Source organism: Enterobacter sp. MGH119 (genome assembly GCF_001037675.1).
Lineage (GTDB): Bacteria > Pseudomonadota > Gammaproteobacteria > Enterobacterales > Enterobacteriaceae > Enterobacter > Enterobacter hormaechei_C.
Genome location: NZ_KQ089930.1, coordinates 122,638 through 138,373 on the forward strand (window position 1 = coordinate 122,638; position 15,736 = coordinate 138,373).

The window sequence follows — 15,736 nt, forward strand, 5'->3', positions numbered from 1 at the left end:
CCATATCTTGTGTGGTTGAAACTTATATAAACTACATCTAGTATTCCCTTTAGTAAGACACACACAATATGACGCGTTTACTCGCGCCGTCCTCTCATTATAAATGGAAATGCGAATCATGAGCATTATTATTTACACTCGTAACGATTGTGTTCAGTGCCACGCCACGAAACGGGCGATGGAGAGCCGCGGCGTGGCATTTGAGATGGTCAATATTGATCAGGTGCCCGACGCGGCAGACACCCTGCGGGCGCAGGGTTTCCGTCAGCTTCCGGTTGTGGTTGCCGGCGACACCAGCTGGTCTGGCTTCCGTCCGGACATGATCAACCGCCTTGCCGCTCAGGGCGTCAGTGCATGAGCACGCTGGTCTACTTTTCCAGCAGCTCGGAAAACACGCTTCGGTTTATGGAGCGTCTCGGGCTGCCCGCGATACGCATTCCGCTGAACGAGCGGGAGCGTATTCAGGTAGACGAACCCTACATTCTGGTGGTGCCCAGCTATGGCGGTGGCGGCACCGCAGGGGCTGTGCCTCGTCAGGTGATCCGCTTTCTGAACGATCCCCATAACCGGCAGCTGATTCGCGGCGTGATCGCCGCAGGCAATCGCAACTTCGGCGAGGCCTTTGCCCGCGCCGGGGATGTCATCTCTCAAAAATGCGGCGTGCCGTATCTCTATCGTTTTGAACTGATGGGGACACAGCAGGACGTAGAGAACGTGCGTAAAGGAGTGAACGAATTTTGGCAACGACAACCGCAGAGCGCGTGATTCAGGCAACGCAGGATTACCACGCATTAAACGCCATGCTAAACCTCTATGACCGGGAGGGGCGCATTCAGTTTGATAAAGATCGTGAGGCGGTGGACGCCTTTTTTGCCGCTCATGTGCGCCCGAACAGCATCGTTTTTGGCAGCCAGCAGGAACGTCTCGACTGGCTGGTAAAAGAGGGTTATTACGAAGAGCGTGTCCTGACCCGCTACGACCGCGCCTTCGTGGTGGCATTGTTTGAACGGGCGCACGCCAGCGGTTTTCGCTTCCAGACGTTTCTCGGCGCGTGGAAGTATTACACCAGCTACACCCTGAAAACCTTTGACGGCAAACGCTATTTAGAAAGCTTTGAAGATCGGGTGGTGATGGTGGCGCTGACGCTGGCGCAGGGCGATGAAGTGCTGGCCGAAAGTCTCACGGAGGAGATCCTCTCCGGCCGCTTCCAGCCCGCCACGCCAACGTTCCTTAACTGCGGGAAAGCCCAGCGCGGCGAGCTGGTCTCCTGCTTCCTGCTGCGTATTGAAGACAATATGGAGTCGATTGGCCGTGCGGTAAATTCGGCGCTACAGCTTTCGAAACGCGGCGGCGGTGTGGCATTTCTGCTTTCGAACCTGCGGGAAGCGGGCGCGCCGATTAAGCGCATCGAAAATCAGTCCTCCGGCGTCATCCCGGTGATGAAGATGCTGGAAGATGCCTTTTCGTACGCCAACCAGCTTGGCGCGCGTCAGGGCGCGGGTGCGGTTTATCTGCACGCGCACCACCCGGACATTCTGCGTTTTCTGGATACCAAACGTGAAAACGCCGATGAAAAGATCCGCATTAAAACCCTGTCGCTCGGCGTGGTGATCCCGGATATCACGTTTAAGCTGGCTAAAGAGAATGCCGACATGGCGCTCTTCTCGCCGTATGATGTTGAGCGGATTTACGGCAAAGCCTTTGGCGACGTGGCGATAAGCGAGCTGTACGACGAGCTGGTGGCCGACGATCGCATTCGTAAAAAAACCATCAACGCCCGGGATTTCTTCCAGACGCTGGCTGAAATTCAGTTTGAATCCGGTTATCCGTACATCATGTACGAGGATACGGTGAACCGCGCCAACCCGATTGGCGGGCGCATCAACATGAGCAATCTGTGCTCGGAGATTTTGCAGGTCAACAGCGCGTCCAGCTACGACGAGAACCTCGACTACGCGGACGTGGGCAAGGATATCTCCTGTAACCTCGGGTCGCTGAATATTGCCCACACCATGGACTCTCCCGATTTTGGCCGCACGGTAGAGACCGCCATTCGCGGGCTGACGGCGGTATCAGACATGAGCCACATCCGCAGCGTACCGTCTATTGAAGCGGGCAACGCCGCGTCGCATGCCATCGGCCTTGGGCAGATGAACCTGCACGGCTATCTGGCGCGGGAGGGCATCGCCTACGGCAGCCCCGAAGGGCTGGATTTCACCAACCTTTATTTCTACACCGTCACCTGGCATGCGGTGCATACCTCGATGATGCTGGCGCGCGAACGCCACCAGCGGTTCGCAGGCTTTGAGCAGTCCCGCTACGCCAGCGGAGAGTATTTCAGCCAGTATCTGGAAGGCGACTGGCAGCCGAAAACCGAAAAAGTACGCGCGCTGTTTGCCCGCGCTGGCATCACCCTGCCGACGCGTGAGATGTGGCAACAGCTGCGTGAAGAGGTGATGCGCTACGGCATTTATAACCAGAACCTTCAGGCGGTGCCGCCAACCGGCTCCATTTCCTATATCAATCACGCCACGTCGAGCATCCACCCCATCGTGTCGAAGATTGAAATCCGTAAGGAAGGCAAAACCGGGCGCGTCTACTACCCTGCCCCGTTTATGACCAATGAGAATCTGGCTCTGTACCAGGACGCCTATGAAATTGGCCCGGAAAAGATCATTGATACCTACGCCGAGGCGACTAAACATGTGGATCAGGGGCTGTCGCTGACGCTCTTCTTCCCGGACACCGCCACCACGCGGGATATCAACAAAGCGCAGATCTACGCCTGGAAGAAAGGCATCAAAACGCTGTACTACATTCGCCTGCGCCAGCTCGCGCTGGAAGGCACCGAAATTGAAGGCTGCGTGTCCTGCGCGCTGTAAGGAGAAAGGATGAAACTGTCACGCGTAAGCGCCGTTAACTGGAACAAAATTCAGGATGATAAAGACCTGGAGGTATGGAACCGCCTGACCAGCAACTTCTGGCTGCCGGAAAAGGTGCCGCTCTCCAACGATATTCCGGCCTGGCAAACTCTGAGCCATGCCGAGCAGCAGCTGACAATCCGCGTCTTCACCGGCCTGACGCTGCTGGACACCATTCAGAATACCGTGGGTGCGCCCGCGCTGATGAGTGATGCGCTGACCCCGCACGAGGAGGCGGTAATGTCGAATATCAGCTTTATGGAGGCGGTGCATGCCCGCTCTTACAGCTCGATTTTCTCCACTCTGTGCCAGACCAGGGACGTGGACGCCGCCTACGCCTGGAGTGAAGAGAGCGCGTCATTGCAGCGCAAGGCAGATCTGGTGCTGGAATATTACCGGGCCGACGAGCCGCTGAAGAAGAAGATCGCCAGCGTATTCCTGGAATCTTTCCTCTTCTATTCCGGCTTCTGGCTGCCTATGTACTGGTCGAGCCGGGGCAAGCTCACCAACACCGCCGATTTGATTCGCCTCATCATCCGCGATGAAGCGGTACACGGGTATTACATCGGCTATAAGTACCAGAAAGGACTGGAGAAAGTCATCCCGGAAAAACGCGAGGAACTCAAAGGTTTTGCCCTCGATTTACTGATGGATCTGTATGACAACGAGCTGAGTTATACCGAGGAGCTGTACGCCGGAACGGGCTGGGAAGAGGACGTAAAAGCCTTCCTCTGCTACAACGCCAACAAGGCGCTGATGAACCTGGGCTACGAAGCGTTATTCCCACCGGAAATGGCGGAAGTGAACCCGGCGATCCTCGCGGCGCTGTCGCCCAACGCCGATGAAAACCACGACTTCTTTTCCGGGTCCGGCTCGTCGTACGTGATGGGTAAAGCGGTGGAGACGCAAGACGAGGACTGGGATTTTTAATGAATGAATTAACGTTCATTAATTAACTCTGCATTTCATTATTTTCAGCCGAATATTCCACTACGTACTACACTGTAATTTCCCCGTCATATTCGCCTGAAACACACCGATTCAGGCGAAATTTCCCCATGCAGCAGCAAAAAATTGAGAAAAATTCAAACCGCCCTCAGCCCTTTATTCATGGGAAATTCAGCCGTTTCGCTTGCGGCAAAATTCCGGCCTCCGGCCGGCTCAGGGTTGTCTCAGATTCTGAGTATGTTAGGGTAATGCCAGTTAACTATTTACCATGGTAATCATATCGACGTAAACAAATAACAGGACACTCTCTATTGCATGGCAATTAAATTAGAAGTGAAAAATCTTTATAAAGTATTTGGCGAGCACCCGCAGCGTGCTTTCAAATATATTGAGAAAGGCCTTTCGAAAGAGCAAATTCTGGAAAAAACCGGGCTATCGCTTGGCGTTAAAGACGCCAGTCTGGCCATTGAAGAAGGCGAGATTTTTGTCATCATGGGATTATCCGGTTCGGGTAAATCCACTATGGTTCGCCTTCTCAATCGCCTGATTGAACCCACCCGCGGACAGGTGCTGATTGACGGCGTTGATATCGCCAGAATATCAGACGCGGAACTCCGCGAGGTGCGCAGAAAGAAAATTGCGATGGTGTTTCAGTCATTTGCACTGATGCCGCACATGACGGTACTCGATAATACCGCCTTTGGCATGGAGTTAGCCGGTATCCCCGCTCAGGAACGTCAGGAAAAAGCCCTTGATGCACTGCGTCAGGTCGGGCTGGAAAATTATGCTCATGCGTATCCGGATGAACTCTCCGGCGGTATGCGTCAGCGTGTGGGATTAGCGCGCGCATTAGCGATTAATCCGGATATTTTATTAATGGACGAAGCCTTCTCGGCGCTCGATCCCTTAATTCGCACCGAGATGCAGGATGAGCTGGTAAAATTACAGGCCAAACATCAGCGCACCATTGTTTTTATTTCTCACGATTTGGATGAAGCCATGCGTATTGGTGACCGTATCGCCATTATGCAAAATGGTGAAGTGGTGCAGGTCGGCACACCGGATGAAATTCTCAATAATCCGGCGAATGATTATGTGCGCACCTTCTTCCGCGGCGTGGATATTAGCCACGTATTCAGTGCGAAAGATATTGCCCGTCGAACACCAAACGGCATTATTCGTAAAACGCCAGGTTTTGGTCCGCGCTCCGCGCTGAAGCTGTTGCAGGACGAAGACCGTGAATACGGTTATCTGGTTGAACGCGGCAATAAATTTGTCGGCGTTGTCTCCATCGACTCCCTGAAAACCGCCCTGAGCGAAAACCAGGGAATCGATGCGGCGTTGATTGACGCTCCGCTTGCCGTGGACGCCGAAACGCCGCTCAGCGAGTTGCTCTCTCACGTGGGTCAGGCGCCGTGCGCCGTGCCGGTTGTCGGTGAAGAACAACAGTACGTTGGCATCATCTCAAAACGGATGCTGCTACAGGCTTTAGATCGCGAGGGGACAAACAATGGCTGATCAATCAAACCCATGGGGCACCACTGAAGCAGCGGACAGCGCGGCGCAATCTGCCGATGCGTGGGGTTCGACGCCTGCGCCTGCCGATGGCGGCGGCGCGGCAGACTGGCTCAACAGCGCACCAGCGCCTGCCCCAGAGCATTTCAATATTATGGATCCGTTCCACAAGACGCTGATCCCGCTGGATAGCTGGGTAACGGAGGGGATCGACTGGGTCGTTACCCACTTCCGTCCGGTGTTCCAGGGGATCCGCATCCCGGTGGATTACATCCTTAACGGCTTCCAGCAGCTGATGCTGGGCATGCCCGCGCCGGTGGCGATTATCCTGTTCTCGCTGATCGCATGGCAGTTCGGCAGCGCGGGTATGGGGATCGCCACGCTGATCTCCCTGATTGCCATCGGCGCGATTGGCGCGTGGTCTCAGGCGATGATCACCCTGGCGCTGGTGCTGACCGCCCTGCTGTTCTGCGTGGTGATCGGCCTGCCGATGGGGATCTGGCTGGCGCGCAGCCCCCGGGCCGCGAAAATTATCCGCCCGCTGCTGGATGCGATGCAGACCACGCCAGCGTTCGTTTACCTGGTGCCTATCGTGATGCTGTTCGGCATCGGTAACGTACCGGGGGTGGTCGTGACCATTATCTTCGCCCTTCCGCCAATTATTCGTCTGACCATTCTGGGCATTAACCAGGTGCCTGCGGATCTGATAGAGGCATCGCGCTCGTTCGGCGCCAGCCCGCGTCAGATGCTGTTTAAGGTTCAGCTTCCGCTGGCGATGCCGACCATTATGGCAGGTGTTAACCAGACGCTGATGCTGGCGCTGTCGATGGTGGTGATCGCCTCAATGATTGCCGTTGGCGGGTTAGGTCAGATGGTACTGCGCGGCATTGGCCGTCTCGATATGGGGCTGGCGACCGTCGGCGGCGTCGGGATTGTGATCCTCGCCATCATTCTTGACCGCCTGACCCAGGCTGTCGGTCGTGATTCACGCAGTCGCGGCAACCGTCGCTGGTACACCACCGGCCCTGTCGGGTTACTCACCCGCCCATTCACAAAATAAGGAACAACGATGCGACATAACGTACTTTTTGCCACAGCGTTTGCGACCCTTGTCTCCACCAGCGCAGTTGCCGCTGACCTGCCGGGCAAAGGCATTACCGTGCAGCCGGTGCAGAGCACCATTTCGGAAGAGTCCTTCCAGACCCAGATTGTCAGCCGTGCGCTGGAGAAACTGGGCTATACGGTGAATACCGCCAGCGAAGTGGATTACAACGTGGGCTATACCTCCATTGCCTCCGGCGATGCCACCTTTACCGCCGTGAACTGGCAGCCGCTGCACGACGATATGTATGCCGCCGCAGGCGGTGACAAGAAATTCTACCGTGAAGGCACCTTTGTGACCGGCGCTGCGCAGGGATATTTGATCGACAAGAAAACCGCCGATAAGTATCACATCACCAATATTGAACAGCTGAAAGATCCGAAGATCGCCAAACTCTTTGATACCAACGGTGACGGTAAAGCCGACATGATGGGCTGCTCGCCGGGCTGGGGCTGTGAAGCGGTGATTAACCACCAGAACAAAGCCTTCGATCTGGCTAAGACCGTCGACGTGAGCCACGGCAATTACTCTGCGATGATGGCCGACACCATCGCCCGCTTTAAAGAAGGCAAGCCAGTGATCTACTACACCTGGACGCCGTACTGGGTGAGCGACGTGCTGAAGCCGGGCAAAGACGTGGTGTGGTTGCAGGTGCCCTTCTCTTCCCTGCCGGGCGAGCAGAAAGATATCGACACCAAACTGCCAAATGGCATGAACTATGGCTTCCCGGTGAATACCATGCATATCGTGGCGAACAAAGCCTGGGCCGAGAAAAACCCTGCGGCGGCGAAGCTGTTCTCGGTGATGAAACTGCCGCTGGCTGACATTAACGCCCAGAACGCGATGATGCACGCGGGTAAATCATCCGAAGCAGATATCAAAGGCCACGTGGATGGCTGGATCAAAGCCCACCAGCAGCAGTTCGATGGCTGGGTGAAAGAGGCGCTTGAGGCGCAGAAGTAAAGTACTTTCCCCTCACCCCAGCCCTCTCCCGAAGGGAGAGGGTGTTAGCGTTCCCTCTCCCTTCTGGGGAGAGGGTTAGGGTGAGGGGCTTAACCGCACAAACACACACATAACAATTCCCCAACATTCACCATCATTGGTTATTATGTTTCCGGAAAAATAATCACTTAACTCACGATTCCTGAAACTAATGACAAAAACAACTCAAGGGCTTAGCCCCGCACTCATCCTTTTAATGTCCGTGGCAACGGGTCTGGCCGTCGCCAGCAACTATTACGCACAACCACTGCTCGACACCATCGCACGCGCCTTCGATCTTTCAGCCAGCTCCGCCGGCTTTATTGTCACCGCAGCACAGCTCGGCTATGCAGCCGGGCTGCTGTTCCTGGTGCCATTAGGCGATATGTTTGAGCGCCGGATGCTTATCGTCTCCATGACGCTGCTGGCGGCGGGCGGAATGTTGATCACCGCCAGCAGCCAGTCGTTAACGATGATGATTATCGGCACCGCGCTGACGGGGCTGTTCTCGGTGGTGGCGCAAATTCTGGTTCCCCTCGCCGCGACGCTGGCTTCCCCGGAAAAACGCGGCAAAGTGGTCGGTACTATCATGAGCGGCCTGCTGCTGGGCATCCTGCTGGCGCGAACCGTTGCCGGGCTGCTGGCGAGCCTCGGCGGCTGGCGCACCGTTTACTGGGTGGCGAGCGTGCTGATGCTTATCATGGCGCTGGCCCTGTGGCGCGGCCTGCCAAAGGTGAAGCAGGAAAATCACCTGAACTATCCGCAGCTCCTCGCCTCCGTTTTCAGCCTCTTCACCCGGGATAAACTCCTGCGCACGCGCGCCATTCTGGGGTGTCTCACCTTCGCCAACTTCAGCATCTTATGGACGTCGATGGCGTTTCTGCTCGCCGCGCCACCGTTTAACTACTCAGAAGGCGTGATTGGCCTGTTCGGGCTGGCAGGCGCGGCTGGCGCACTGGGCGCGCGCCCGGCGGGTGGGCTGGCCGATAAAGGTAAATCTCATATGACCACCTCCGCAGGGCTGGTTTTACTCCTGCTCTCCTGGGCGGCCATCTGGTACGGACACGTCTCCGTGCTGGCGCTGATTGTCGGTATTCTGGTGCTAGACCTCACCGTGCAGGGCGTACACATCACCAACCAGACCGTGATTTACCGCGTGAAGCCGGACGCCCGTAACCGTCTGACGGCCGGGTACATGACCAGCTACTTTATCGGCGGCGCGGCGGGCTCGCTCATCTCAGCCTCCGCCTGGCAGCATGCGGGCTGGACGGGCGTGTGCGCCATCGGCGCCATCGTCGCGGCGATAAATCTGCTGGTATGGTGGCGCGGCTATCACCGTCAGGAAGCAATTCACTAAGTTTTACATTGCTTTGGGTCCCCTGGGGTGTAAAGGGGGCCTGCATCTGTTAAGGTAACGGTAATCATTTATCCCAGAAATTTTACTGTGGGTGACATATTTACTACCGGCATGAATAGTTCAGACCCCTGTCCTCACATCCCCTCTTTCGCGGGTACACACCCCACGCTCTCTGTGCTCACCGGGTCACGGATTTACCCGGCGCTTTCTGATGGTGACATACGTTTGGCGGATATAACCGCACAAATAATTCATTTACATTATTTGTCACTGTCGTTACTATATCGGCTGTAATTAATGAGGTTATGCCCAAAATGGATAGTTCGTTTACGCCCATTGAACAAATGCTTAAGTTCCGCGCCAGTCGTCATGAGGACTTCCCGTATCAGGAAATTCTGCTGACCCGCCTGTGCATGCACATGCAGGGTAAGCTGCTGGAAAATCGTAACAAGATGCTGAAAGCGCAAGGGATTAACGAGACGTTGTTTATGGCGTTGATTACGCTGGAGTCTCAGGAAAATCACAGCATTCAGCCATCGGAACTGAGCTGTGCGCTGGGGTCATCCCGTACCAATGCAACCCGTATCGCGGATGAACTGGAAAAGCGCGGCTGGATTGAACGCCGTGAAAGCGATAACGATCGCCGCTGCCTGCATCTGCAACTGACCGAGAAAGGTCACGAATTCTTGCGCGAAGTGCTGCCACCGCAGCACAACTGCCTGCACCAGCTCTGGTCTGCCCTCAGCACCGCCGAGCGCGACCAGCTTGAGCATATTACTCGCAAGCTGCTCACCCGTCTGGACCAGATGGATGAAGATGGCGTCATCCTTGAGGCGCTGCGCTAACGCGACGATCCGCTCAACATTCCAGATTGCTAAAAAGAAAAACTGACAGGCCAGCACGTGAAACTGCTGGCCTTTCTGACAACAGGTCGGCTCAGCCGATGTGAAAATAAAAAGATCGTGGAGAACAACAATGAGCGCAAATGCGGAGAACACCCCCCCGCAGCAACCGGTCAACAAAAAGGGCAAACGTAAGAGCGCCCTTATTCTGCTGACCTTGCTCTTTATTATTATTGCCGTGGCATATGGGATCTATTGGTTTTTAGTCTTGCGTCATGTTGAAGAGACAGACGATGCATACGTGGCAGGGAATCAGGTTCAAATCATGGCCCAGGTGTCAGGCAGCGTGACGAAAGTCTGGGCTGATAACACCGACTTTGTGAAAAAAGGCGATGTGCTGGTCACGCTCGATCCTACCGACGCCCAACAGGCTTTTGAAAAAGCACAGACGGCGCTGGCCTCCAGCGTTCGCCAGACCCGCCAGCTGATGATCAACAGCAAGCAGCTTCAGGCCAATATCGACGTGCAGAAAACGGCGCTGGCTCAGGCGCAGAGCGACCTCAATCGTCGTGTTCCTCTCGGCACCGCCAACCTGATTGGCCGTGAAGAGTTGCAGCACGCCCGCGATGCGGTGGCCAGCGCACAGGCGCAGCTGGACGTGGCGATCCAACAGTACAACGCTAATCAGGCGATGGTGCTGGGTACTTCTCTGGAAAACCAGCCGGCGGTGAAACAGGCGGCGACCGAAGTGCGTAACGCATGGCTTGCCCTGCAACGTACCAAAATCGTCAGCCCGATGACCGGCTACGTTTCCCGTCGTTCCGTACAGCCAGGGGCGCAGATTAGCACCACCACGCCGCTGATGGCGGTAGTTCCGGCGAACAATCTGTGGGTCGATGCGAACTTCAAAGAGACCCAGCTGGCGCATATGCGTATCGGCCAAACCGCAACTGTGGTCAGCGATATTTACGGCGATGACATCAAGTACACCGGGAAAGTGGTCGGTCTGGACATGGGGACCGGCAGCGCGTTTAGCCTGCTGCCTGCACAGAACGCCACCGGCAACTGGATCAAAGTGGTACAGCGCTTGCCTGTGCGTATCGAACTGGATCCTAAGCAGCTGGCAGACCATCCGCTGCGAATTGGCCTTTCCACGCTGGTGACGGTCGATACCGCCAACCGCGACGGTCAGATCCTCGCAAGCCAGGTGCGCAGTACGCCAGCTTATGAAAGTAACGCCCGTGAAATTAGCCTCGATCCGGTCAATAAGCTGATCGATGACATCGTGAAGGCAAACGCCGGTTAAGCCGAAGGTGAGCGTTATGCAACAGCAAAAGCCGCAAAAACCGCTGGAGGGGGCGCAACTGGTCATTATGACCATTGCGCTGTCGCTGGCGACATTCATGCAGGTGCTGGACTCCACCATCGCAAACGTGGCGATCCCTACGATCGCCGGGAACCTTGGCTCATCGCTGAGCCAGGGGACCTGGGTCATTACCTCGTTCGGGGTGGCGAACGCCATTTCCATTCCCATCACCGGCTGGCTGGCGAAGCGCGTCGGTGAAGTGAAGCTGTTCCTTTGGTCGACGATCCTGTTCGTGCTGGCCTCCTGGGCCTGCGGCATGTCCAGTAGCCTGACGATGCTGATTTTCTTCCGCGTCATCCAGGGGATTGTCGCCGGGCCGTTGATTCCGCTGTCGCAGAGTTTGCTGCTGAACAACTATCCGCCCGCCAAACGCTCCATCGCGCTCGCGCTGTGGTCGATGACGGTGATTGTCGCCCCAATTTGCGGGCCAATCCTCGGCGGCTATATCAGCGATAACTATCACTGGGGCTGGATCTTCTTCATCAACGTACCCATCGGTGCGCTGGTGGTACTGATGACGCTACAGTCTTTGCGTGGTCGCGAAACGCGGACTGAACAGCGGCGGATCGACGGCATCGGGCTGGCACTGCTGGTTGTCGGCATCGGCAGCCTGCAAATCATGCTCGACCGCGGCAAAGAGCTGGACTGGTTCGCCTCTACGGAAATCATCGTGCTGACGGTGGTCGCTGTGGTGGCCATCAGCTTCCTGATTGTCTGGGAGCTGACGGACGATAACCCGATAGTCGACCTCTCGTTGTTTAAATCGCGAAACTTCACCATCGGCTGCCTGTGTATCAGCCTCGCCTATATGCTCTACTTCGGCGCGATTGTTCTGCTACCGCAGCTGTTGCAGGAGGTGTACGGCTATACCGCAACCTGGGCGGGGCTGGCCTCCGCACCGGTGGGGTTAATTCCGGTTCTGCTGTCGCCGATTATTGGCCGTTTCGCCCATAAGCTCGACATGCGCAGGCTGGTGACGTTCAGCTTCATCATGTACGCCGTGTGCTTCTACTGGCGCGCGTATACGTTTGAACCGGGAATGGACTTTGGCGCCTCCGCGTGGCCACAGTTTATTCAGGGCTTCGCCGTAGCGTGCTTCTTCATGCCGCTAACCACCATTACGCTTTCCGGCTTGCCGCCTGAGCGGATGGCGGCGGCATCGAGCCTGTCGAACTTCACCCGTACGCTGGCGGGCTCCATCGGGACATCGATCACCACCACGCTGTGGACCAACCGGGAATCGATGCACCATGCTCAACTCACCGAAGCGGTGAACCCGTTCAACCCTAACGCTCAGCAGATGTATAGCCAGCTTGAGGGGATGGGGATGACGGAGCAGCAGGCGTCCGGCTGGCTTGCCCAGCAGATCACCAACCAGGGGCTGATTATCTCGGCAAACGAGATTTTCTGGATATCGGCGGGGATCTTTATCGTCCTGCTGGGGCTGGTGTGGTTTGCCAAACCACCGTTTGGGGCCGGTAGCGGGGGCGGTGGGGCGCATTAGCCCTCATTACAGGACGCCTTACCCGGCCTACGATCGTAGGCCCGGTAAGCGCAGCGCCACCGTGCAACTTCTACGGTTGTCCAAAACGCGACAGCGATTGTCAGTTCCGATAAAGCAGCGCGCCTGAAATCGATTCACGATAGTGAAAAGACAACAGGAGCGCACCATGCTGAACACACCCGCCGACAAATACCAGCCTTACCCCACCCTTTCGTTGCCCGACCGCCGCTGGCCGGAGCAGATTATCACCTGCGCCCCGCGTTGGCTCTCGACCGACTTACGCGACGGTAACCAGGCGCTGGCCGAGCCGATGGACAGCGCGCGCAAGCTGCAATTCTGGGATCTGCTGCTGACCTGCGGGTTTAAAGAAATAGAAGTCGCCTTCCCGTCCGCCTCGCAGACGGACTTTAATTTTGTACGTCAGCTGATTGAGGAGAACCGCATCCCGGATGACGTCACCATTCAGGTGTTAACGCAGGCGCGGGACGATCTTATCCATCGCACTTTCGACTCCCTGCGCGGCGCGAAGCAGGCCACCGTTCACCTGTATAACGCTACCGCCCCGCTGTTCCGCCGTCTGGTATTCGGCATGGAGAAAGCGCAAATCGTCGAGCTGGCGACGCGCGCGACGCGCCTGATTCGTCAGCTGTGTGAAGAGAACCCTGACACCCGCTGGCAGTACGAATACTCCCCGGAAACCTTCTGCTTTACCGAACCGGAGTTTGCGCTGGAGATTTGTGAAGCCGTGGCGGAGATCTGGCAGCCGTGCGCGGCGCGTCCGATGATCGTCAACCTGCCCGCTACCGTCGAAGTGAGCACGCCGAACGTCTATGCCGACCAGATCGAGTATTTCTGCCGCCACTTCAGCCGCCGCAGTGATGTCTGTATCAGCGTACATCCGCATAACGATCGCGGAACGGGCGTCGCCAGCGCGGAGCTGGCCGTCATGGCCGGGGCTGACCGCGTGGAGGGCTGCCTGTTTGGCAACGGTGAGCGCACGGGCAACGTCTGTCTGGTGACGCTGGCGATGAACCTCTACAGCAAGGGCATTAGCCCGAATCTGGATTTCAGCGATATGAATCGGGTGGTTGAAACGGTAGAAACCTGCAACCAGCTGCCCGTCCATCCGCGCCATCCGTGGGCGGGTCGTCTGGCTTACACCGCCTTCTCCGGCTCGCACCAGGATGCCATCAAGAAAGGTTTCGATGCCCGTAAGCCTGGCGAACGTTGGGAGATGCCCTATCTGCCCGTCGACCCGCAGGATATTGGCTGTACCTATGAAGCGGTGATCCGCGTGAACAGCCAGTCAGGAAAAAGCGGAAGCGCCTGGCTTATTGAGCAAAACCACGGCCTGAAATTGCCTCGCGCCCTGCAACAGGATTTTAGCCAGCACGTGCAGCAGGAAACGGATAACCATGGAAAAGAGATGACGCAGAATGCGCTCTGGCAGCTGTTCCGCGCCCGTTACGGCCTGGTGGCGAGCCCGCCATTAGCGCTGCAATCGTACCGCAGCGACAGCCAGCAGGACGGCCAGCTGCGGCTGACGGCAAGCGTCGCCACGCATGGGGGCACCCGCCAGCTGGAAGGCCAGGGAAACGGTTTGCTCTCCGCCGCCGCTCACGGCTTAAGCCGCTGGATCAACGCGTCGTTTGTGATCAAGGATTATCACGAACATACGTTAGGCGAACGCAGCGACAGCCGCTCGGTGGCCTATATCCGCTGCCTGTTCCAGGATGGGACCAGCCGCTGGGGCGTGGGCATCGACAGCGACGTGGCACGCGCGTCGATTCAGGCGCTTTTTAACGCGGTCAGTCGTTCCTGAAGTAATCGCTGGGTGAGAGACCCATTACCCGGCGAAACATTGCCGTAAAGGCGCTGTGGCTGCCATACCCCAGATCCAGCGCCACGCGTAATACCGGCTGGCCCTGCGCCAGCCGCACTAAGGCTTCCAGCAGTCGCGCCCTTCTCACCCACTCGCCGTAGCTCAGGCCTGTCTGCTGCTGAAAATGACGGTTCAGCGTGCGTTCGCTCATCCCCACAATACCTGCGGCCTGGGCGCTGCTCCAGCTTTCTCCCGGGGCCATTCGAATCTGCTGGCAGAGATGGCGCAGCGCTTCGCTTTCCGGCTCGGGCAGGTGAAACGGCAGCACCGGCATGAGACGAATTTCATCGAGGATCAGCTCATAAACACGTTCATCGCGGCTTCCGGGTGCGTAAGATTCAGGAAGCGTAAGGGAGGTCAGGATCAGCTCGCGCAGCAGGGGCGAGATCTGCACGATCTGGCAGGTCGCCGGGAGATCGGCGCGCGCCAGCGGGTCGATAAACAGCGTGCGGGCGGCAACGTTGCCGGTGATGCGCAGGGCGTGCTGCGTACCCGCAGGTAGCCAGACGCCGCGACCGGGCGGCACCACCCAGCAGCCAGATGCGGTATCCACCCGCACGACGCCGGTGAGGCTGTGCAGGAGCTGCGCGCAGTCGTGCTGATGCCACGGCTCGCTGTCGCCATGAGCATAATCATGCGAAAACGGCACAAGCGGGCGATGGGTAAAGGAGAAGGTGGTGGTTGTCGTCATCAGGATTGTAGGCCCGGTCAGCGAAGCGCCACCGGGCATCCACAGGCACGATACTAAATGTGCAGTTCCTGAAGTTTTTCTTTTGGCAGGGCCAGCTCGTCGTTGCTGTTTACACGAACATCACGTTCGATGATATGACGGGCAATCTCCTGAGCTTCTTCCAGAGAGTGCATCTGGTAAGTGCCGCACTGGTAAACGTTCAGCTCAGGGATCTGGTTCTGCTCTTTCACCTTCAGCACGTCTTCCATTGCTGCTTTCCACGCATCCGCGACGCGTTTTTCTTCAGGCTGACCAATCAGGCTCATGTAGAAACCGGTGCGGCAGCCCATCGGAGAGATATCGATGATCTCCACGCCGTTGCCGTTCAGGTGGTCGCGCATGAATCCGGCGAACAGGTGTTCCAGCGTGTGAATGCCTTTCTCTGGCATCACTTCTTTATTCGGCACGCAGAAGCGCAGGTCGAAAACGGTGATCGTGTCGCCGTGCGGCGTGTTCATGGTCTTCGCCACGCGGACTGCTGGTGCTTCCATACGGGTATGGTCGACAGTAAAGCTATCTAATAACGGCATACGTCACCTCCGATAGTGATTTTTTTTAAAATAAACTGAACTCTTCTACGGAATGCGC

14 protein-coding genes are annotated in these 15,736 nt (G+C 56.9%); 12 read left to right on the plus strand and 2 right to left on the minus strand.

Annotation, left to right across the window (positions count from 1 at the left end; genetic code table 11):
- Positions 1-118 precede the first annotated feature (118 nt).
- The 12 genes from nrdH to leuA all read left to right on the plus strand — a co-directional run bounded on the left by nrdH (position 119) and on the right by leuA (position 14,358).
- A complete protein-coding gene (nrdH, locus tag SK53_RS11930; RefSeq protein WP_017382770.1) occupies positions 119-358 on the plus strand; it encodes a glutaredoxin-like protein NrdH in 240 nt (79 codons plus the stop codon).
- On the plus strand, positions 355-765 hold the full coding sequence (nrdI, locus tag SK53_RS11935; protein WP_003862188.1) for a class Ib ribonucleoside-diphosphate reductase assembly flavoprotein NrdI: 411 nt from the start codon (positions 355-357) through the stop codon (positions 763-765). Before nrdH ends, nrdI begins: the two co-directional genes overlap by 4 nt.
- Complete coding sequence (nrdE, locus tag SK53_RS11940; RefSeq protein WP_048209510.1) at positions 738-2,882, plus strand: class 1b ribonucleoside-diphosphate reductase subunit alpha; 2,145 nt, start codon at positions 738-740, stop codon at positions 2,880-2,882. The genes nrdI and nrdE overlap by 28 nt, the downstream gene beginning before the upstream one ends.
- Before the next feature lie 9 nt (positions 2,883-2,891).
- The gene (gene nrdF, locus SK53_RS11945) at positions 2,892-3,851 is read left to right on the plus strand and encodes a class 1b ribonucleoside-diphosphate reductase subunit beta (RefSeq protein WP_032660089.1); all 960 of its coding nucleotides are present in this window, start codon (positions 2,892-2,894) and stop codon (positions 3,849-3,851) included.
- Between the two features lie 333 nt (positions 3,852-4,184).
- The gene (gene proV / locus SK53_RS11950; RefSeq protein WP_022651720.1) at positions 4,185-5,387 is read left to right on the plus strand and encodes a glycine betaine/L-proline ABC transporter ATP-binding protein ProV; all 1,203 of its coding nucleotides are present in this window, start codon (positions 4,185-4,187) and stop codon (positions 5,385-5,387) included.
- Positions 5,380-6,444, plus strand: a complete 1,065-nt coding sequence (gene proW / locus SK53_RS11955) for a glycine betaine/L-proline ABC transporter permease ProW (RefSeq protein ID WP_015571659.1) — start codon at positions 5,380-5,382, stop codon at positions 6,442-6,444. Before proV ends, proW begins: the two co-directional genes overlap by 8 nt.
- 9 nt (positions 6,445-6,453) lie before the next feature.
- Positions 6,454-7,449: a glycine betaine/L-proline ABC transporter substrate-binding protein ProX gene (gene proX, locus SK53_RS11960; protein ID WP_017382774.1), complete on the plus strand. Its 996-nt coding sequence runs from the start codon at positions 6,454-6,456 to the stop codon at positions 7,447-7,449.
- Between the two features lie 190 nt (positions 7,450-7,639).
- On the plus strand, positions 7,640-8,824 hold the full coding sequence (locus tag SK53_RS11965; protein WP_022651721.1) for an MFS transporter: 1,185 nt from the start codon (positions 7,640-7,642) through the stop codon (positions 8,822-8,824).
- Between the two features lie 314 nt (positions 8,825-9,138).
- Positions 9,139-9,669, plus strand: coding sequence for a multidrug efflux transporter EmrAB transcriptional repressor EmrR (gene emrR / locus SK53_RS11970; RefSeq protein WP_017694792.1), 531 nt, complete (start codon positions 9,139-9,141; stop codon positions 9,667-9,669).
- Between the two features lie 130 nt (positions 9,670-9,799).
- Positions 9,800-10,972, plus strand: coding sequence for a multidrug efflux MFS transporter periplasmic adaptor subunit EmrA (emrA, locus tag SK53_RS11975; RefSeq protein WP_022651722.1), 1,173 nt, complete (start codon positions 9,800-9,802; stop codon positions 10,970-10,972).
- Between the two features lie 16 nt (positions 10,973-10,988).
- Positions 10,989-12,536, plus strand: a complete 1,548-nt coding sequence (emrB, locus tag SK53_RS11980; RefSeq protein ID WP_006811709.1) for a multidrug efflux MFS transporter permease subunit EmrB — start codon at positions 10,989-10,991, stop codon at positions 12,534-12,536.
- Between the two features lie 166 nt (positions 12,537-12,702).
- The gene (gene leuA / locus SK53_RS11985; RefSeq protein WP_048209512.1) at positions 12,703-14,358 is read left to right on the plus strand and encodes a 2-isopropylmalate synthase; all 1,656 of its coding nucleotides are present in this window, start codon (positions 12,703-12,705) and stop codon (positions 14,356-14,358) included.
- On the opposite strand, the gene SK53_RS11990 is transcribed toward leuA, so the two are convergent.
- The gene (locus tag SK53_RS11990; RefSeq protein ID WP_003862181.1) at positions 14,345-15,109 is read right to left on the minus strand and encodes an AraC family transcriptional regulator; all 765 of its coding nucleotides are present in this window, start codon (positions 15,107-15,109) and stop codon (positions 14,345-14,347) included. The genes leuA and SK53_RS11990 overlap by 14 nt on opposite strands.
- A gap of 53 nt (positions 15,110-15,162) precedes the next feature.
- Positions 15,163-15,678, minus strand: a complete 516-nt coding sequence (gene luxS / locus SK53_RS11995; protein WP_003862180.1) for an S-ribosylhomocysteine lyase — start codon at positions 15,676-15,678, stop codon at positions 15,163-15,165.
- Positions 15,679-15,736 lie beyond the last annotated feature (58 nt).